This is a genomic window from Bartonella sp. M0192 (assembly GCF_016102305.1).
Taxonomy (GTDB): domain Bacteria; phylum Pseudomonadota; class Alphaproteobacteria; order Rhizobiales; family Rhizobiaceae; genus Bartonella; species Bartonella apihabitans.
Genome location: NZ_JACFOU010000002.1, coordinates 1 through 18,206, shown reverse-complemented (window position 1 = coordinate 18,206; position 18,206 = coordinate 1). Strand labels below are relative to the sequence as shown.

Annotated in this window: 16 protein-coding genes; 6 read left to right on the top strand and 10 right to left on the bottom strand. The window is 46.7% G+C overall.

What is annotated here, in order from left to right:
• Positions 1-302: 302 nt before the first annotated feature.
• The gene (locus H3S82_RS10600) at positions 303-1,679 is read left to right on the top strand and encodes a nucleobase:cation symporter-2 family protein (protein WP_198233024.1); all 1,377 of its coding nucleotides are present in this window, start codon (positions 303-305) and stop codon (positions 1,677-1,679) included.
• Positions 1,680-1,902: 223 nt separating this feature from the next.
• Here the strand turns inward: H3S82_RS10600 and H3S82_RS10595 are convergent, their stop codons facing one another.
• The gene (locus H3S82_RS10595) at positions 1,903-2,190 is read right to left on the bottom strand and encodes a putative quinol monooxygenase (RefSeq protein WP_078040019.1); all 288 of its coding nucleotides are present in this window, start codon (positions 2,188-2,190) and stop codon (positions 1,903-1,905) included.
• Positions 2,187-3,644 carry a phosphomannomutase gene (locus H3S82_RS10590; RefSeq protein ID WP_198233025.1) on the bottom strand — a complete coding sequence of 486 codons (1,458 nt, stop codon included), beginning with the start codon at positions 3,642-3,644 and terminating at the stop codon, positions 2,187-2,189. The genes H3S82_RS10595 and H3S82_RS10590 overlap by 4 nt, the downstream gene beginning before the upstream one ends.
• Before the next feature lie 247 nt (positions 3,645-3,891).
• Here H3S82_RS10590 and H3S82_RS10585 point away from each other — a divergent pair, with 247 nt between their 5' ends.
• Positions 3,892-4,722 carry a ferredoxin--NADP reductase gene (locus tag H3S82_RS10585; protein ID WP_198233026.1) on the top strand — a complete coding sequence of 277 codons (831 nt, stop codon included), beginning with the start codon at positions 3,892-3,894 and terminating at the stop codon, positions 4,720-4,722.
• Between the two features lie 213 nt (positions 4,723-4,935).
• Here the strand turns inward: H3S82_RS10585 and H3S82_RS10580 are convergent, their stop codons facing one another.
• On the bottom strand, positions 4,936-5,574 hold the full coding sequence (locus tag H3S82_RS10580; protein WP_198225906.1) for a 2-dehydro-3-deoxy-phosphogluconate aldolase: 639 nt from the start codon (positions 5,572-5,574) through the stop codon (positions 4,936-4,938).
• Positions 5,575-5,958: 384 nt separating this feature from the next.
• Between H3S82_RS10580 and H3S82_RS10575 the strand changes: the two genes are divergently transcribed.
• On the top strand, positions 5,959-6,633 hold the full coding sequence (locus H3S82_RS10575; RefSeq protein WP_198233027.1) for a tellurite resistance TerB family protein: 675 nt from the start codon (positions 5,959-5,961) through the stop codon (positions 6,631-6,633).
• A 352-nt stretch (positions 6,634-6,985) separates the two neighbouring features.
• On the opposite strand, the gene H3S82_RS10570 is transcribed toward H3S82_RS10575, so the two are convergent.
• Entirely contained in the window at positions 6,986-7,912 is a 927-nt protein-coding gene (locus H3S82_RS10570; RefSeq protein ID WP_198233028.1) for a LysR family transcriptional regulator, read from the bottom strand.
• Between the two features lie 318 nt (positions 7,913-8,230).
• Here H3S82_RS10570 and H3S82_RS10565 point away from each other — a divergent pair, with 318 nt between their 5' ends.
• Both H3S82_RS10565 and H3S82_RS10560 read left to right on the top strand, forming a co-directional pair.
• Complete coding sequence (locus H3S82_RS10565) at positions 8,231-8,518, top strand: hypothetical protein (RefSeq protein WP_149867481.1); 288 nt, start codon at positions 8,231-8,233, stop codon at positions 8,516-8,518.
• 100 nt (positions 8,519-8,618) lie between these two features.
• Complete coding sequence (locus tag H3S82_RS10560; protein ID WP_198233029.1) at positions 8,619-9,752, top strand: type III PLP-dependent enzyme; 1,134 nt, start codon at positions 8,619-8,621, stop codon at positions 9,750-9,752.
• Between the two features lie 444 nt (positions 9,753-10,196).
• Here the strand turns inward: H3S82_RS10560 and H3S82_RS10555 are convergent, their stop codons facing one another.
• From H3S82_RS10555 to H3S82_RS10530, 6 genes are all read right to left on the bottom strand, one after another.
• Positions 10,197-11,360 carry an iron-containing alcohol dehydrogenase gene (locus tag H3S82_RS10555; protein WP_198233030.1) on the bottom strand — a complete coding sequence of 388 codons (1,164 nt, stop codon included), beginning with the start codon at positions 11,358-11,360 and terminating at the stop codon, positions 10,197-10,199.
• 77 nt (positions 11,361-11,437) lie between these two features.
• The gene (locus H3S82_RS10550) at positions 11,438-13,003 is read right to left on the bottom strand and encodes a DHA2 family efflux MFS transporter permease subunit (RefSeq protein ID WP_198233031.1); all 1,566 of its coding nucleotides are present in this window, start codon (positions 13,001-13,003) and stop codon (positions 11,438-11,440) included.
• A 7-nt stretch (positions 13,004-13,010) separates the two neighbouring features.
• The gene (locus H3S82_RS10545) at positions 13,011-14,117 is read right to left on the bottom strand and encodes an HlyD family secretion protein (RefSeq protein WP_198233032.1); all 1,107 of its coding nucleotides are present in this window, start codon (positions 14,115-14,117) and stop codon (positions 13,011-13,013) included.
• A gap of 87 nt (positions 14,118-14,204) precedes the next feature.
• Positions 14,205-14,603: a Fur family transcriptional regulator gene (locus tag H3S82_RS10540; protein WP_198233033.1), complete on the bottom strand. Its 399-nt coding sequence runs from the start codon at positions 14,601-14,603 to the stop codon at positions 14,205-14,207.
• Entirely contained in the window at positions 14,593-15,402 is an 810-nt protein-coding gene (locus H3S82_RS10535; RefSeq protein WP_198233034.1) for an iron chelate uptake ABC transporter family permease subunit, read from the bottom strand. Before H3S82_RS10535 ends, H3S82_RS10540 begins: the two co-directional genes overlap by 11 nt.
• Positions 15,395-16,183 carry a metal ABC transporter ATP-binding protein gene (locus tag H3S82_RS10530; protein WP_198233035.1) on the bottom strand — a complete coding sequence of 263 codons (789 nt, stop codon included), beginning with the start codon at positions 16,181-16,183 and terminating at the stop codon, positions 15,395-15,397. The genes H3S82_RS10535 and H3S82_RS10530 overlap by 8 nt, the downstream gene beginning before the upstream one ends.
• Positions 16,184-16,398: 215 nt before the next feature.
• Between H3S82_RS10530 and H3S82_RS10525 the strand changes: the two genes are divergently transcribed.
• Positions 16,399-17,340: a zinc ABC transporter substrate-binding protein gene (locus H3S82_RS10525; RefSeq protein WP_198233036.1), complete on the top strand. Its 942-nt coding sequence runs from the start codon at positions 16,399-16,401 to the stop codon at positions 17,338-17,340.
• The last annotated feature ends 866 nt before the right edge of the window (positions 17,341-18,206 follow it).

Sequence of the window (18,206 nt, the reverse complement as noted above, 5' to 3'; positions counted from 1 at the left end):
TCCGGATTTTATAGAAACGCGTTTCCGGTTTTTTGTTTATTGTCGTTATTGCATATAATTGTTGTTTTAAGACCAACAAGATGTCTTCTTGCAAGCATCACTTCGCTCAATCTTGAGAGAGAATCGTCCCATCAAGGGATTGTTATAGGAGTTATATATTGAAATGGCCTTGCTTGCTGGTGGATAAATTGAGCTTACAGTCGAATAGGCTTGACCTTTCTTTATCAATCCTCAACTAGAACGTTAACTTGAAAATTACCCTTCAATGTTCGTGCATAATGTTGTGCTGATGGAGAAAGCCGATGGAGACCTATAAAACGCATAAAAAATCGGGTGATCTCGTTTTCGAGATGAATGACCACCCGCATGCGCCTGTCGCGTTTTTGGCCGCTCTCCAACATTTATTGGCAATTATTGTGCCGATCATTACGCCGGGCTTTATCATTTGTAGTGCTGCCGGTGTTTCGCCGGAAGATACAGCCATGGTTTTATCCATGTCGCTGATCATTTCCGGCGTTGCTACTTTTGTACAATGTAAAAAAATCGGCCCCTTCGGTGCCGGTTTGCTGATTGTGCAAGGAACCAGTTTCAATTTTGTCGGGCCTCTTTCGGCCGGTTCTGCTGCCATGGTTGCAAGCGGTATTCCGGCAAACGAAGTGATGTCGGCCGTCTTCGGTGTGGTGATTGCCGGTTCTTTTATCGAAATGTCGGTTTCGCGCATTCTCCCCTTTATCAGCCGTATGATTACGCCGCTTGTCACCGGCATTGTGGTGTTGTTGATTGGCCTTACCCTAATTAAAGAGGGGCTTATCAGTATGGGGGGCGGTTATGCATCACTAGGAGAGAAGGGAAGTTTTGCCAGTTTACAAAATCTCGCTTTGTCATGCACAGTCTTTGCGCTGATTATTCTTTTAAACCGTGTGACGATCACGTGGGTGCGCTCCAGTGCTATTATTCTTGCCCTTGCTGTCGGTTATGTCATGGCGGGTTTTATGGGCAGGCTCGATTTTTCCGGTTTTGAACATTCCGCACTTTTTGCTTTGCCAAGGCCGCTCCATTTCGGACTGTCTTTTTCGTGGTCGCTTTTTATTCCGCTCATCATGATCTATCTTGTTACCTCTCTTGAAGCGGTTGGCGACATTACAGCAACAAGCAAAATTTCAAGCGAACCTGTTTCGGGGCCATTATGGATGAAGAGGATAAAGGGCGGTGTGCTTGTCAATGGAGCCAATTCTCTTCTTGCCGGTTTCTTCAATACATTTCCAAGTTCCGTTTTTGCGCAAAATAACGGTATTATCCAGTTGACCGGCGTTGCAAGCCGCTATGTCGGCTTGTGGATTGCTGCCATTCTTGTTGTTCTTGGTCTTTTTCCGAAGATTGCCGCCCTCATACAAGCAATGCCGGAACCGGTTCTTGGCGGTGCTGCCATGATCATGTTCGGCTCGGTTGCCGCTTCCGGAATCAACATCCTTTCGTCAATCAAGCTTGACCGGCGGGCACTTCTTATCATTGCAATTGCCTTGAGCGTTGGCGTTGGTGTTCCACAAGTACCGGCTTTTGTGAGCCATCTTCCGGCATTTATCGCCGATATTATGAAATCCGGCCTTGCTGCCGGTGGTATTACGGCAATCATCCTCAATCTGCTTTTGCCTGAACAGCAACAGATCGACGACGAATAGGATTTTCTTTCAATAAACCGGCAGGTGAAAAGACAATTTGAAGCCGGAAAAGTTTTGAAGCGACAATAATTTCCGCGGCTCAATATCCGCGTAAAAGCAGAAAATAATCATTCCCGATGCGCGTCGAAGTGCGATAAAAATCAAAACTCGGAAACGAAAAAAAGCAGCATAAGCATGAGATTTGCAAATGCTGCTTTTGTCTTTGAAAAAGCTAGTTTGATCGTCACAGCTTCTGGGTCATGACAGTAACGAGCGCTTCCTTATAGCTCATCGTTGTCAATTCATCGATAATACGGACAAAATGTTCGGTTTTGCTATGCGCATCAAGCGCGTTTTTGTCTTTCCATGTTTCGATGAAAACCATGTGACCGGTATCGCCTTGAACTTCAAATAGTTCGTAGGAAATACAGCCTTTTTCCTTACGGGATTTTTCGACGAGTTCTTTGAACAGACTTTCCGTCTTTTCAACAAATTCGGGCTTGATATAGAAATGTGCAATAACCTTTATCATGATGTTTTCTCCAAGGTTCGAGCAATGTTTTCAAGCCCCCATTCGAGAAGCTTGTCGGCCTGTTTTTGCGAGGCCGCTTCGCTGTAACACCGCAATTCCGGCGCGTTGCCGGAAAGGCGGAAATGCACAATATCACCATTGTCCATAATGACACGTAAACCGTCAATCATATCCCAATGTTTGATTGTTCCGAGCGGATGGAAAAAATGTATGCGTGTTGCAGCATCTTCAAGATCATGCAGAATTTCTTTGGCTTTCTCCGTGTCGATATTGGAAAGCCGGTTGCTGGCAGTAAAACGTTTGGGAAGTCCGCTCGAAAGTGCCTGAACGGATGAGCCGCGCAATTGCGCAAACCCCAACAAAGCGAGAATGGGCAGCATTGCATCGCGTGTTGCCAATTTCTTCAATTCGCAGGTTTCGCTTGAAATATCGCTTCCCAGAAGAACGCCACCATTGGCTTCAAAACCGACAATCGTATGATAACCGTCGTTTAACGCCTGTTTCATGCCGGCAATAACATAGGGCGAGCCGACAGAGGTGCGGTAGACATGTTCGAAAAAATGGCTTGTCTCGACGGCCGAGGTGGAGGTGACGGGGGTGACCACAGCATCGGCAAAAAGATATTTTGCGGTGAGCATTCCGACCACATCACCTTTTATAAATATCCCGTCAGAACCGGCAATTAACGGCCGGTCTGCGTCGCCATCGGTCGACACCAGTGCATCAAGCCCGTATTGGCGAACTGCATCAAGAGCGAGCTTGCGGTCGAAATCGCGTAATGCTTCGGTGTCGACAGGAACAAAATGGTCGGCCCGACCGATTGCAACAGTCTTGGCGCCGAGAGCTGATAAAACTTCAACGAGAAAATCGCGAACAATGGAACTGTGCTGATAGACGCCGATTTTCATGTCCTGAAGTGCCGATTTCGGCAAAATGGAAAGGCAGCGTTTCCGGTAAAGTTCAAGAACATCCGGAACGACAGGAGGGGATTGATAGTTCTCGGCAAGGTGATAGGGCGTGTCATTTCCTGAAAGTCCGTCTTTGCCAGCTTTATCAAGTTCGCCGACAATAGCACACTCGTCTTGCTTGGTTATTTCTCCATCGGGACGATAGAATTTCAACCCGTTGCGGTCGTCGGGAATGTGACTTCCTGTAACCATAATTGCCGGATAGCGAAAGTTGAGCGAATAAAGCGCAAGGGCAGGGGTTGGCACTTCACCGGCATTGACAACAGAATAACCCTGATCTTTGATTGTTTTAATGACAACGTTTTTGATATGCGGGCTTGACGAGCGCAAATCATAGCCGACAATCACACTTGCTTCTTTATTGATCTTGCCGATTTTTTCCAAATGTCGCAAAAACGCGTAAGCGTAGCGCATGATAATATCATCGGTTAAATCGCTCACCAGACCGCGCAAGCCGCTTGTTCCGAATTTGAGTTGTTCTGTCATAATATGGTTTTGTTCCCGAACGGCCTTCCGATTTTCTATATGTGGTCACAATAGCCGTTTTGTCTATCGGTTTTGAAGCAATTATTTTGCATAACCAACAGACTATCTACAACTGTCATTTGACGAAAACAAATTTGTTATTATAAAGAAACTTCGCTTTATGATGTTGGCAGATCAACCGTTTGGCATTATATCATGCCTGAATTTGTCAAGTTTATCTGCTAAAGTTTATTAAGGAAGAATTCCGATGACTACGCCTGTCGACAATGCAGCCTCGAATGCGACTGCCACGCCGTCTTCATTCCCGATACCGGCAAATGTTTTTGCTTTAACTGTGCAGGATGTCAAACATTATACTGATAGGCTTTTCCGTTTCCGCCTGAACCGGCCGGATAGTTTCCGTTTCCGGTCGGGCGAGTTTGTGATGATCGGCTTACCCAATGCCGAAAAACCGGTCTTCCGCGCCTATTCTATTGCAAGCCCGTTCTGGAGCGAGCAATTGGAATTTTTTTCCATCAAGGTTCCAAATGGCCCGTTGACCGAGCATTTGCAAAAAATCAAAGTGGGCGACACCGTGCTGATGCGCAAAAAAGCCACCGGCACTCTGGTGCTGGACGCGCTTTTGCCGGGTAAGCGGCTTTATCTCTTCTCGACAGGAACAGGTGTTGCACCTTTTGCAAGCCTTATTCGTGATCCGGAAACTTATGAAAAATTCGAAGAAGTTATTCTTATCCAGACAACGCGGCTTGTTGCCGAACTCGATTATGCGCGCGAACTTGTTGCGGACTTAAGAAATGATCCTCTTATTGGCGAATTTTCCAGTCAGTTGAAATTCTATCCGATGACCACACGCGAGCAATCCGAGCATATGGGGAGAATTACCGACACAATGCGCAGTGGCGAGTTTTTCAAGCGTACCGGTTTGAAAAAGCTTGATCCTGAAACCGATCGCGCGATGATTTGCGGCTCGATGGCAATGCTCAAAGATTGTGCAGCTATGTGTCGTGATTTCGGCCTTGTCGAAGGCGCAAATAACGCCCCCGCTACCTATGTGGTTGAACGCGCTTTCGTCGATTGACAAAAGAGTAAAACTGTTTTTGGACAGGCTCGAAGGCTCGAAGGCTCGAAGGCTCGAAGGCTCGAAGGCTCGAAGGCTCGAAGGCTCGAAGGCTCGAAGGCTCGAAGGCTTTCCGTTATTGGCAATTCCGGTTGGTTTTTGCAGGGCTTTTATATTTTTTTGCCAAGCCCTTATATCTCAAGGGGCTTGACCGGTTGTTTTCCCACCGGTTTTTCAGGCAGCCAACTTTGATGCGTTCTTTGCAAGTTCGGTAATGGCTTTAAAATCACCGGCATCAATCAGTTTTTTCGGTGCAACCCACGAACCGCCAATGCAAACAACATTGGGCAATTTCAGCCAATCTGCGGCGTTATTTTGCGAAATACCGCCTGTCGGGCAAAATTTGACCTCGGCAAAGGGGGAAGCCAGCGATTTCACGAAATCAATGCCGCCCGCCGCCGTGGCAGGGAAAAATTTCAAACATTGGTAGCCTTCTTCGAGTGCGCCCATCAATTCGCTTGGTGTGACTGCTCCGGGAAGGAGCGGTATATCGCTATCCTCGGCAGCGTCGATGAGTTCGCCGGTTAGTCCCGGGCTCACAATAAATTTTGCCCCCGCACTTTCAGCCGATACATATTGATCGCTGTTCAAAATCGTACCAGCACCGACAATGGCATCAGGCACATCTTCCGAGACTGCATGGATGGCATCAAGCGCTGCGGGAGTGCGCAATGTGATTTCGATCGCTTTCAGTCCCCCTTCGACAAGGGCGCGTGCAACCGGCACTGCATCTCCCAACCGTTCAATAACAAGAACCGGAATAACACTTTGTCCAAGCAGAATAGGTAAAAGACGTTCGGTCTTCTGAGACATTATCGTTCTCCAAAAAGCTTTTTTAATTCTTATAAGCGTAAGGCAAGCTTTAGAAAAGAGTGTTCAGACAAGTTTCCTATCGGCTTTGACAAAAATACTTAAAGTTAAAGCGATACCGGATAAAACACGTGAAACCGGATGAACACATAAAAAGCACGGATTGAAATGATCGATTTCCTGAAAAGTAGGACAAGTGCCAATATATCAGCTTTCTGCAAACGGCCATTTATCCCGAAACCACAATATGAAATATCACCCTTCGCTTAAAAGAGGGTCGCAGAAATTGTCGGCACCGGTTTTCTCTTGCGTGATGCTTGTAATGGGGGGACAGGGCGCTATCTAATTTTTTCAAAGAAGCGGGAGTTTCACAAAACGGAGACGACGATGATTGACCCTAAACAGATTTTTAAAGATTTGCTGAACCCCGACAATTCCGCTTCACCTGATAATACCGCTTCCAAAGACAATGCAAACAAACCGGCCTCCTCGACACCATCTTCGACCTTCTCGGTCGTCGATCTCTTAGGCGGACTTTTTGGTGGCAACGAAAAAGGCAATATTCTTGAAGGTTTGATAAAAGGCGGCGGCTTGGCAGCAATTGCCAGTGTTGCTTTCAATGCATTGAAAAACTTCGAGAAACATGACTCCAATGCCAATTCCAAAGTGGATATGACAGAAATCGGTCAAACCGGCGCCGATCATAATGGCGATTTTGCCCTGACATTGGTTCGGGCAATGATTACGGCTGCCAAAGCCGACGGCCATGTTGATGACAAGGAGCGCGCGCTGATACAAAACAAGATTGCGAGTTCCGGAATTGACCAGAAAACGGCTTCCTTTTTGATGGATGAATTGAACAAGCCGGTTGATCTCGACAATCTCGTCAGCAATGTGAATAGTGACGAACAAAAGACCGAACTTTATGTGGCTTCTCGCATGACACTTGATCCGGAAAAGCCGGATAATCGCCAATATCTTGATAATCTTATGGATAAACTCGGACTTCCAAAAGATCTTGAACAACATATCGAACAAGCGATTGTAAGCTTTTTACGCTAGTTTTCTTGTCCTTCTCATTATCGGTTGCCGTGAGCAAAAAACTTTAAAGCAAAGGCGAGGCTAAAAATATTGCCGTCAAAAATATCGCATTCTGCTCATGAAGCAGAATGCATGGAAATGGCTTCGTCTCTTTTTTACTCCCTCCCTTTTGAATGGCCGGAAATAAACTTAATGATTTTCGCTGTAAGGGCACGAATGCCTATCCGAGGTTCAGAGATTTTCGGGGCTGAAAAATCGGAACTGTTTTTTAAAGTAGAGGTTTGATCGGGCATTTCGTTTCGATTTGTCCGGTTTTTCCTTGAAACTTGCGGTTACATGTCGGCATTTTCTTTGTTGAATTGGCGGGCGTGTTTCACAAGTTGGAAGCGCCGGTTTTTGTTTTTTCTTGTTCATAGGTTTTGAACCATTCGACCAGATAGTCGATGAACATGCGCACTTTTGCCGGTAAATAGCGCTTTTGCGGATAGACAATGTAAAGGCCTGCGCCGTCTGTCATAAAATCATCAAGAACAGTTTTGATAAGGCCGTTCCGTAATTCTTCTTCGGCTATAAAACGCGGAATTTTGGCAAAGCCTATACCGGCAATGGCAGCACGTTTTGTAATGACCGGACCGTTTGCCGCCATGCGTCCGGAAACGGCAACCGAGAAGGTGCTGCCTTTTTTATCCTTGAACACCCAGTGGTCGGAATTGAGGCTGTTCCGGTCGACAAGACAGGGAAGCGATTTCAAATCGCGCGGTGTTTCCGGAACAATAGTGTTTTTCAGGAGTTCGGGAGAGGCGACAATAACCGAACGTATATCCATAAGTTTTCGTTGAATGAGGGAGGAATCCGGCATGTCGGTAATGCGGATTGCGAGATCAAAACCTTCATTGACCAAATCGACGAACCGGTCATCAAGGCTGATATCAAGGTAAATATCCGGATAAGCTGACAGAAAATCGATGAGTGATTGACCAATCGGCGCATCGGCAAAGGTGCGCGATGTTCCGATTTTTATGCGCCCGCGTCGGGTCTTGCTGGAATCGGTAATTGTGTCATTGAGATCGTCAAGTTCCTTAATGATCTCTAAAGCACGAAGATAATAAGCATGGCCCGCTTCGGTCAAAGATAATTGGCGGGTCGTCCGGTTCAAAAGGACAGCGCCCAATTCGTCTTCAAGTTCATGAACATGTTTTGAAAGGAGCGCTTTCGATTTGTGTGTCTTGCGTGCGGCAGCCGAGAAACCGCCGGCTTCGACCACTTCTATAAAACCCCGTATTCTCGTTAATAGTCCCAAGAGTTTTACCCCTTTCCGAAAGGTTCGCCTAAAAGCTGTTTCCTTTTTAAAAAACTTGGAGGCGCTCTTTCAATAACAGAAACATTTGGCTTTTAACAACGGCCGGTTTCTTCGAAAAACAAGCTCTGTTTTTCCGAGCCCTGTTTTCTTTGTCACCGCCGCCGGTTTTGTGTTGCAAATAACAGAATGGTCAATATTGCAACGACTTGAATAAAATTGCGTGAAAAGCGAAAAAAAATATTGAAAGGGGACTCGGTTGCGCTTATATGCATCTTTGCCCAAAGTCGCACGTGCCTGTGGGTGTCCGCCGGTCCTCGAATGGTGAGAAAAACCGGTACGGTACCTGGACCTAACCGCTCCAGTCATTCTTACGGCCAACCGGAAGAATGGGGACATCTTGAAGCAACGACGGTGCGGGCCTTTCTGGTGTCTTTCGGCTGTCCAAAAGTCGAAATTACTGAAGAGGCACACCTCATTGCCTTCCGTGCGGATGCGGTTTTCGTTATTCCAATCAAAAGGCAGACAAAGCGGAGCAATGCGTTAGCGCGCTGTTCCATCGCAGCAAGTTTTATGGAGTTTTTTCCGGTACCTCCAATAACCGGTTGAAACGAATATAGACCTTGCACTTTGTCCATGGGCTGATCGTGACTGATGCCACGAGAAGCAAGATGTAGGAAACCCGAAAGGTTTCCTAAGGAGAACCGAAATGGCAACTCAACGTATTCGTGATTTCCTCGCAACACGACGCCCTGAAGGCCCGTGCATGATTCTGGATCTTGATGTGGTGCGTGAAAACTATGAAGGCTTTGTCAAAGCACTTCCCCAATCACGCATTTTTTATGCAGTAAAAGCTAATCCGGCACCGGAAATACTACGTTTGTTGGTGTCGCTTGGTTCGTCTTTCGATACAGCCACTGTCGCCGAAATCGAAATGGTGCTTGATGCCGGTGCAACACCGGATCGTATTTCTTTCGGCAACACCATCAAGAAAGAGCGCGATATTGCCCGCGCTTATGAATTGGGTGTTTCACTTTATGCAGTCGACTGTGTCGAGGAAGTTGAAAAAGTTGCCCGTGCTGCCCCCGGTGCACGTGTTTTCTGTCGCGTTTTGACAGATGGTGAAGGTGCCGAATGGCCGCTTTCACGCAAATTCGGTTGTGTTCCGGAAATGGCTGTTTCGGTTTTGCGCCGTGCCCATGAATTGGGATTGAATGCTTATGGCGTTTCTTTCCATGTCGGTTCACAGCAGACAAATCTGAAGGCTTGGGATCGTGCTTTGGCAGATGCTTCCAAAGTTTTCAGAACACTGGCCAAGGAAGGCATTGTATTGAAACTTGTCAATATGGGCGGTGGTTTCCCGACACGTTATTTGAAAGACGTGCCATCAGCACAGGCTTATGGCTTGGCAATTTTTGATAGCCTTTCAAAACATTTCGGCAATCGTATTCCTGAAACAATCATCGAACCGGGTCGCGGTATGGTCGGCAATGCCGGTGTTATCCGTTCGGAAGTTGTACTGGTTTCCAAAAAATCGGACAATGACAAGTTGCGTTGGGTTTATCTTGATGTCGGTAAATTCAACGGCCTTGCCGAGACAATGGATGAAGCTATCCGTTATCCGATTGAAACAGCCAAGGACAATGATGAAAAAGTGCCTTGTGTGCTTGCCGGACCAACCTGTGATTCCGCCGATGTCATGTATGAAAAAACACCTTATCCTTTGCCGATTTCGCTCACCGTCGGTGATGAAATCCTGATTGAAGGAACCGGTGCTTATACGACAACCTATGCTTCTGTAGCTTTTAACGGTTTCGAGCCGATCCGGTCTTATGTCATCTGATAGGTCAAAACCCGATTTAAGCAGCAATTTACGCCCGTAGTTTTCTGCGGGCGTTTTTTTATCATTCGGCTTTAATCCTGCTCATGTAAGATGTTTGAAAGTAGGATGTCATTTTAGAGAAAAGATCTTGATGATGATCATCAAGCGAAGGATTACAAATTTTTCCAATCCTTGTTTAAAATCGAAAAAAGCCCTTCTATTTTCTTGTCCATGAGGTTTTTTACGTGAAGACATTTCCGGAGCAGGGTCTCAGACTGACTGACCAAAAAGCGATAATAGTCGTGAGAGAGGATGACAGTTTTTGGAAGAGGCAGGTAGTCGCAGTCAAGTGCAACATGCTGCGCTATTTTTTAATGACGGACTTTCTTGTCCGCATGTGTGGCCAAGTGAAAAATTCAAAAAGAATTTTCTGATTCAAGTTCCGATTGCGAAAAAACGGATTATCTATTTTTTGCGGTTCATTTTTCCGGCAATTGCCGCATTCAAAATGGCAAGCGCCGTTTTTTTGGTGAGTCGAACAGCAGTTTCGTCGGAACCTTGGTCTTCGACCGCGACATTTTCAATCAATGCTTTGTCTTTTGCCTTGATTTTCTGGTCTTTTGTCAGGCCTGCCAATTTTGTCGGGACATTGGCGGCTTTCCGTAAATTCAACAAATGGCGGATAAAGCCGTTAAAACCACCTTTTATATTGAGGCGCTCGGCAAGTGTTGCAATTCTATTGCCGATGGCCGATTGGTTATAGGCCATGACATAGGGCAAAAGCACACCTGCTGTCATGCCGAAATGGGTCTGGTAACGGTTCCCTATCGACCGCGCGAGAGCACTGGTAATGCCTGAACCTTTTTTTGCTGCAAGCGCGCCGGTGAGCGAGGCCGACAACAGGGCAATTTGCGCTTCATTATTTGAAGGGTCACTCACTGCTTTCGGTAAGTGATTAAAGATCAAACGGACTGTTTCGAGTGTCAGGGCATCCGAAACAGGATTGAATGTCGGGATGCACCAGCTATCAATTGCATTTGTCAGCGCATTCATGCCGGCGCCCGAAATGAAGCTTGCCGGAGCAGTTCCTGTCAAACCCGGATCGGCAACAACAAATGTCGGTGTTAAACGTTTGTCATAAAACGTAAAACCGGTATTCTTTGCATTATCTATCAAATAGGCATTATCACTGATTTCTGCTCCGCTTCCGGCAAGAGTCGGCAGTGCGATCAGTGGCGGAAGCGCTGTGTAAATGGAGGGAACTTCAAGTGTTTTGACATTGGCGCCTTGAGCACAAAAGAGGCGGGTCATTTTGGCAAGATCCATTGTAGCGCCACCGCCAAAGGCGAGGATCGCATTAAAACCGCCACTCAAATAAAGGCGCACCGTCAATTCCAATGTTTCGCGCGTTGCTGTTCCATCAAGTGAAGAAAATACACCGAATGGCAATTTCAGTTTATCGATACGTTTGAGCAGTTTTTTCAATGCCGGTGATTGGCTAAGGCCACGATCTGTCAAAACCATTATGGCTTCAACGCCGGTTTTCTCGAAAACAGTGCCAAGTGCTGCAAGACTTTTGGGCGCTAGCAGAATATCGGTTGGAAATGTCCATTCAGCGGTAATAGTCATAAATTATATTTACGCGAGAAGAATAAAAAAAGCAAAACCCTAGATCGGGTTTTGCCTTTTTTCCAATGTTTCCTGCACTAATGGCCGCCGACTGCGCCACTTGATGTCTTCGGCTTTTTCACAGCAAAGACCAGAAGTGTCAAAATTGCGAAGAGGAGGGTTAGAATAAAGAAGGCGTCAATAAAAGCCATGACCGTCGCTTGTTGGCGAACAATATTATAAAGCTGCATCAAAGCCGAATCTTTTGGGTTCAAGCCTGCCATATCAAGTCGGCTCGCCAAAGAGTTCAACAGGTTGACTGCCTGCTGGTTTCCCCATTGAACGCTTTCGGACAGTCGCTCATAATGAAAATCGGTGCGACGCATGATAATGGTGTTGATAATTGCAAGCCCAACCGCACCACCAAGATTGCGGGTGAGGTTGAAAAGACCGGAGGCATTTTTGAGCTTTTCGGCCGAAAGTGTGCCAAGTGCGATATTGTTGATTGGCACCATACATAAAATGAGCGAGCCGCCTCGCAAAATTTGCGGCCAGAACAGTTCCCAGAAATCCCAGTCGGCTGTCATTCCGGTCACAAGCCATGTGCCCCAGCCAAAACCGGCAAAACCGAGCCCCATCATTAGACGCGGGTCAAGCTTGGTCGAGAGAAAACCGGCAAGGGGGGCGGAAAAAAACATCATCAAACCGGAAACAAACATTGTTTCGCCGATCATCAAGGCGTCATAGCCGCGAATTTCCCCAAGATAGAGCGGATAAAGATAGGTAAGCCCGTAAAGCCCGATCCCCATAACGAAAGAAAAGATCGAACCGAGTGCAAAATTCAGATTTACAAAGGCTTTGAGATCGACAATCGGGTTTTTCGCTGTGAGTACACGCCAGAAAAACAGAACAGCAGAAACACCCATAACAATTGTAAAACGGAAGATCATTTCGTCTTCCATCCAGTCATTGCGCGGACCTTCTTCAAGCACATATTCAAGGGAGCCGAGAAAGGTCGCCATGGTAATCAGACCGAACCAGTCGAAGGATTGGAAAAGCGAGCTGTCACCTTTATCAAAGTCGATAAGTTTCCATGAGGCAATGGTTACGAGAATACCGAAGGGTACATTGACAAGAAACAGCCAATGCCATGAAAAAGCATGGCTCAGATAACCGCCAACTGTCGGTCCAATTGTGGGGGCAAGTGTTGCCACCAGTCCGATAATGGGAGAAACAATCGGCTGTTTTGAAGGCGGGAAAATGGTGAAGGCTGCCGCGAACACACTCGGAATCATGCCTCCACCGATAAAGCCCTGAAGGGCACGGTAGGCAATCATCTGTTCAATCGAGCCGGCCGTTGCACAAAGAGCCGAAGCAATGGTGAAACCGGCGGCCGAAATTGTAAAAAGCACCCGCGTCGACAAAAGCCGCCCCAAAAATCCCGATAGCGGGATCATGATAACCTCGGCAATGAGATAGGATGTCTGCACCCAGGCTATTTCATCCGAGCTTGCCGAAAGTCCTGCCTGTATTTCCGACAAGGAGGCAGAAACAATCTGGATGTCGAGGATTGCCATGAACATGCCGAAAACCATGGCCACGAAGGCCACGATTTTTTTCGGCTCAATATGCTCTTCCATGTGGGGGAGACTGGCAGCGGTCATCAAAACCTCACTTTGTCGCCAATGATTTTGCACCTTCCGGTTTTGTGCGCATGTCGACACTGACAACCACGCTCATGCCGGCACGAATGCGCCCTGTTGCCAGAATATTTTCAGGTATCGAAATTCTGACCGGAACACGCTGGACAATTTTGGTAAAATTGCCGGTGGCATTTTGTGGTGGCAAAAGTGAAAAAACAGCGCCTGATGCAGGCGACAATGAAACGACCGTGCCTTCAAAGCTTTCACCATCAAGCCCGTCGACAGAGATGCGCACTTTTTCACCGCCATAGATCGAAGGAAGCTGGGTTTCTTTATAATTGGCGTCAATATAAAGCGCATTGACAGGAACGAGCGCAGCCAAACGCTGTCCATTGACAACATAATCACCTTTTTTACCGGCAAGATTTCCCAAAACGCCATCAAAAGGCGCGCGCAAAATGGTAAAATCGAGGTCGCGACGGGCTTTGTCGCGTGCGAGTTCAAGGCTTCTCGTTTCGCTGACCGCCTCGTCATGCTGCGCTTCGAGAACCGTAATATTGGCAGCCGCCGCAGCAATTTGTGCATTGGCGCGCGTAACATTGGCAACGGCCTGATCATATGCCGATTGGGCGTTATCGACAGCCGATTTTGCAACGAAACTCCCGACATTCAGTTCTTTTGCACGTTTTAATGTAATATCGGCATTGACGGCGACTGCATTGGCCGCGTCTTTTTGTGCATTGGCTTCGTCAAGCGAGGTTTTCGAAGCGGCAATTTGAGCTTCGATACGTGCGAGTGTGCGGCTTTGTGTTTGAAGTTTTGCTTCTGCTTCGTCATAGGCAATTTTATAATCGCCATCATCAAGACGAAACAACACATCGCCTTTTTTGACATAATGGTTGGTTTCAACCGGAATGTCATTGATATAGCCGTTAACTTTCGGGGCAATCGAGGCAATATCACCCTGAACATAGGCGTCATCTGTCGTGACGAGGAAACGCCATTCGGTAAGCCACTTAAACCCTAGCCACAAAACTACAATGGCAACGATAATGGCGATAACAATGGCAATTTTTTTATGCGGACGTTGTTTGGTCGGCATTGTCTTGGACGTGCTGTTCGAAAATTCTGGCATGGTACAAGTTTCCAGATATGATGAAGGAATGCGGTGTTTATCGAAAACGGTTAAAACCGTCAATCAAATGGACGAAGCGAAAACGCATTACCCCCGTTCGAGGTTGCACTTGGTGCATAATCCCTGAATTTCAATGGTTGTTGTACGGGGAGAAAAGCCTTCTTTTTGTGTCATTTTTAGAATGTCACCCGCAAGAACCGGACTTTCGATCTCGGTTACCCGATTACATTTTTCACAGATGATAAAAACCGTAAGCCCGTGTTTTTGATGTTCTGGGTGCGAGCAGGCCATAAAGGCATTGACACTTTCAAGCTTGTGAACCCGTTTTTCCGAAATAAGTTTTTGAAGTGCGCGATAGACTTGCAAAGGCGCGCGAAAGCCTTCGCCACGTAGCCGGTCGAGTATCGTATAGGCACTTAACGGAGCCCGCTCTTTTTCCAGAACCGAAAGCACCAGTGTCTGGTTGCGGGTGAGCTTACCGGTCATGGGAAAATTCCCTGATTAAAGCGGTAATGAGGCGACTTGCAATGAACAGGATAAATAGTGCAACAACAACACTCGGCCCCGAACGGCTGTCAAACCTGATCGAGGCGTAAAGTCCGAGAACCGTTCCGACCATACCGATTAAAGAGGCAAAAACGGCCATTTGTTCGGGTGTCGATGAAAAACGCCGGGCAGTGGCGGCAGGAATAATAAGGAGTGCGGTAATTAAAAGTATGCCGATAATATTGATGGCAACCGCAATGACAATGGCCATAAGCAGCATGAAGATGAAGCGGGCGCGTTCCGGTTTCATATTTTCTGCCTTTGCCATGTCGATATTGATGGTCAGTGCGAGAAGCGGCCGCCATAAAAGACAAAGAGCGATAAGAATGACCGCGCATCCAATCCATACCGTCAACACATCGGTTCGGGATACGGCCAAAATATCTCCGAACAAATAGCTATTGATATCAATATTGGTCCAGGTCATGAAGCCGATCAGAATAAGCCCGATGGCGAGCGTTGCATGGGCAAGAATGCCGAGAAGCGAATCGCCCGAAAGTTTTTCCTTTGCCTGAAGAATAAAGAGTGCAATGGAAACAATGACTGCAACAAGAAAAACACCAAGCACCGTATCAATATTGAAAAGCAATGCAAAAGCCACACCGAGCAAAGCTGAATGGGCCATGGTGTCGCCAAAATAGGCAAGCTTCTGCCAGACGATAAAACAGCCGAGTGGGCCTGCCATCAATGCCACGCCAATTCCTGCCAAAAATGCTCTTACAAGATAGTCGTCAACCATTGTCGTTGGCTCCGATATTTCTTGTCGGCTTGTTGTCCGAAGTGCTGATAACAGCACCATGAATATTATGCCGGTGGTTATGATGATGCTCGTAAAGTGCCAGACCATTTTCCGGTATAGTGCCAATCAGACGCCCGTAAGCTTCGCTTTGGGCAACCTCGGTCGGTGCCCCGCTGCAGCATATATGGCCGTTCAAGCAAATCACGCGATCGGTTGCAGCCATGACAATATGTAGATCATGGGAAATGAGGAGAATGCCGCAATCAAGTTTGGTACGCAGGCTCGCAATCAACCCGTAAAGTTCGGTTTCTCCATTATAGTCAACCCCTTGCAAAGGTTCGTCGAGAACGAGAAGATCAGGCTTTCTCGCAATCGAGCGGGCAAGCAGAACGCGCTGCAATTCTCCTCCCGACAGATCGGCGACATTGGCATTGATCAGATCGTCAACGCCGGTTTCGGATAAGACCGATTTTAACCCGTTGGCATCAAGCCTGGCTGTCAATGTCATGAAACGGCGCACAGTCAGTGGTAGAGAGGGGTCGATCACCAATCTTTGCGGCACATAGCCAATGCGCAAGCCTGCTTTTCTGGTCACAGTGCCCGCGGATGGTTTTAAAATCCCCAGTGCCATTTTCGCTGTGGTCGATTTTCCCGAACCGTTAGGACCAATCAATGTAACAATTTCACCACGATAAATATCAAGATCAATATCATGGACAAGCCAGTGACCATTGCGTTCAATGCCTGCCTTGGTGAGCGACAGCAGCCATTCTTTATCCATTATTTTATCCTTCGCTGCCACTTTGGCACGTTCAGTTCTGACCTCTCGAGGTCCGGATCACGTTCCGATGCAAAATTTGCCCTCTTCAAGGCTGTCATTTGACCCGATATACACCAAAGGTTGATAGGCAAAATCCTTGAATTTTCTCAACATCAGGCTTAATACAAAATTGTAATGTAATAAAGTAACAAATGTAATAAAGTAACATTTGCAGGATGAAATTGTTTCGGTCTCTTTTTTATGCGCTATTTGCTTGTTCGCTGATTTTTTTGTCAGGAGTTAGCGCGCAAGCGTCGTCGGTGCCGCAAGTGGTGGTTTCCATCAAGCCGCTCCATTCTTTGGTCGCAGCGGTTATGGGCAAACTCGGCACGCCAGCTTTGATTGTAAAACAGGCCGGTTCCGAGCATGGCTATGCACTTAAACCGTCAGATGCAAAAATATTGTCGGAAGCCGATATTATCTTCATAGCAAATCCGGATATGGAGCTTTTTCTTACCAAACCGATCGAAAATCTTGGTGTCAAAGACCGGATGATTGCGCTCTCGGCAGCTCCTGGAGTTGAACTCCTCCCGATCAGAGAGGGTGGCTTGTTTGAAGACCATGGTGATGACCATAATCATGGGGGTGATACGGCTCATGCCATGGATTTTCATTTCTGGCTTGATCCTGAAAATGCCCGAAAGGTCGTCGCTTATGTGGCCGATGTTTTGGCAAAGAAAGATCCCGATCACGCAGAGATCTACCATAATAATGCAAATGCATATGATAAAGTGATTGTCGAAACCGAGCAGAACATAAAACAGTCTCTTGCACCGGTTAGTGACGAGAACTTTATCGTCTTTCATGACGCCTATCAATATTTTGAACATCGCTTCGGTCTTCATGCCATAGGTTCGGTCGCTCTTGATCCAGAACGCCAACCAGGTGCGCAACGGATAAGCGCAATCAAGAACACCATTTTGCAACAAAAAGCGGTGTGTGTTTTCGCCGAACCACAATATCCAAATAAACTGGTCGATATTGTCATCGAAAATACGCCCGCCAAAGTCGGCATGCTTGATCCTCTTGGTCAGTCTTTGCCTGAGGGGGCAGGGCTTTATCCCGAGTTGATTGCAAACCTCGCTGACAATCTGGTCAAATGCCTCACACGCAAATAATAATGATGTGGGTTGACCAGAGAATCGATGTTTTGCACGATTAATCGGAGCGGCAGATTTGGCCAGCCGGTTTATTCGTTATTAAAGGGCAGATAAATAAGCTCACCGCATTCATATCTTACCTATCAATTGCCCGAACAACGCTGGTTGCAGTTTAAATAGGTTGGTCAGCACGTTTTACGACAGTTTCGAATTTCGAACCGATATCAATCGGGATAGAAAACGATGACAGCGTATTGATGCTGTGTTTCGGCGGCAGGATTTTCGAAATCAATACCGGAAAGACTATAGCCTATATAAAAGCTCTGCCTTTATTCGCATCCGAAAACTGAAGGGATTTTATTTCCGTCGGACTGATTCTTGAATGACAATCGGTGATTCTTGAGAATCACACATTGATTCTGCCAAAAACTCCCTATTTTTCTAAAAAACTAAAATTTTCGGGAATTTTCGTCCTTGAAAATGCCCTTTTGGAACATTTGAACTTCATTTTCATTATAACCCGCAGCTAAAATTCGGTTCCTCTGGGCGAATTTTTACGGTGCAATTGTGAGTTGACACACGCGAAGATTGAATCGACAAAAAAAAGGAAAAAAAGTTCATTTTTTTTAGAGAAGGCTGTTGACTCTGGGGGAAAGAGAGGTCTATATGAGCGCCACAACGAGGGCGGTACGCCGCTGGCGACAGTGAGTTGCGCTCTTGGAAAGAACGGATAAATTAGCGGTTAGCGAGCTTCGGAAGATGTGAGCTAAGTCTTTGAAAAGAAGGCAGAAAGAGTTAGTTTATCGAGTTTAAAAACGGTAGGAATACTGTTCGATCTTTGACAAAAGAAGATAGAAGAAAGAGAAACGTGGGCGGCATAGTTC

Bases quoted from the DNA above. Each gene is read 5' to 3' on its own strand.
- H3S82_RS10600 (WP_198233024.1), top strand. From the start codon at position 303: ATGGAGACCTATAAAACGCATAAAAAATCGGGTGATCTCGTTTTCGAG.
- H3S82_RS10595 (WP_078040019.1), bottom strand. From the start codon at position 2,190: ATGATAAAGGTTATTGCACATTTCTATATCAAGCCCGAATTTGTTGAA.
- H3S82_RS10590 (WP_198233025.1), bottom strand. From the start codon at position 3,644: ATGACAGAACAACTCAAATTCGGAACAAGCGGCTTGCGCGGTCTGGTG.
- H3S82_RS10585 (WP_198233026.1), top strand. From the start codon at position 3,892: ATGACTACGCCTGTCGACAATGCAGCCTCGAATGCGACTGCCACGCCG.
- H3S82_RS10580 (WP_198225906.1), bottom strand. From the start codon at position 5,574: ATGTCTCAGAAGACCGAACGTCTTTTACCTATTCTGCTTGGACAAAGT.
- H3S82_RS10575 (WP_198233027.1), top strand. From the start codon at position 5,959: ATGATTGACCCTAAACAGATTTTTAAAGATTTGCTGAACCCCGACAAT.
- H3S82_RS10565 (WP_149867481.1), top strand. From the start codon at position 8,231: ATGGTGAGAAAAACCGGTACGGTACCTGGACCTAACCGCTCCAGTCAT.
- H3S82_RS10560 (WP_198233029.1), top strand. From the start codon at position 8,619: ATGGCAACTCAACGTATTCGTGATTTCCTCGCAACACGACGCCCTGAA.
- H3S82_RS10555 (WP_198233030.1), bottom strand. From the start codon at position 11,360: ATGACTATTACCGCTGAATGGACATTTCCAACCGATATTCTGCTAGCG.
- H3S82_RS10550 (WP_198233031.1), bottom strand. From the start codon at position 13,003: ATGACCGCTGCCAGTCTCCCCCACATGGAAGAGCATATTGAGCCGAAA.
- H3S82_RS10545 (WP_198233032.1), bottom strand. From the start codon at position 14,117: ATGCCAGAATTTTCGAACAGCACGTCCAAGACAATGCCGACCAAACAA.
- H3S82_RS10540 (WP_198233033.1), bottom strand. From the start codon at position 14,603: ATGACCGGTAAGCTCACCCGCAACCAGACACTGGTGCTTTCGGTTCTG.
- H3S82_RS10535 (WP_198233034.1), bottom strand. From the start codon at position 15,402: ATGGTTGACGACTATCTTGTAAGAGCATTTTTGGCAGGAATTGGCGTG.
- H3S82_RS10530 (WP_198233035.1), bottom strand. From the start codon at position 16,183: ATGGATAAAGAATGGCTGCTGTCGCTCACCAAGGCAGGCATTGAACGC.
- H3S82_RS10525 (WP_198233036.1), top strand. From the start codon at position 16,399: ATGAAATTGTTTCGGTCTCTTTTTTATGCGCTATTTGCTTGTTCGCTG.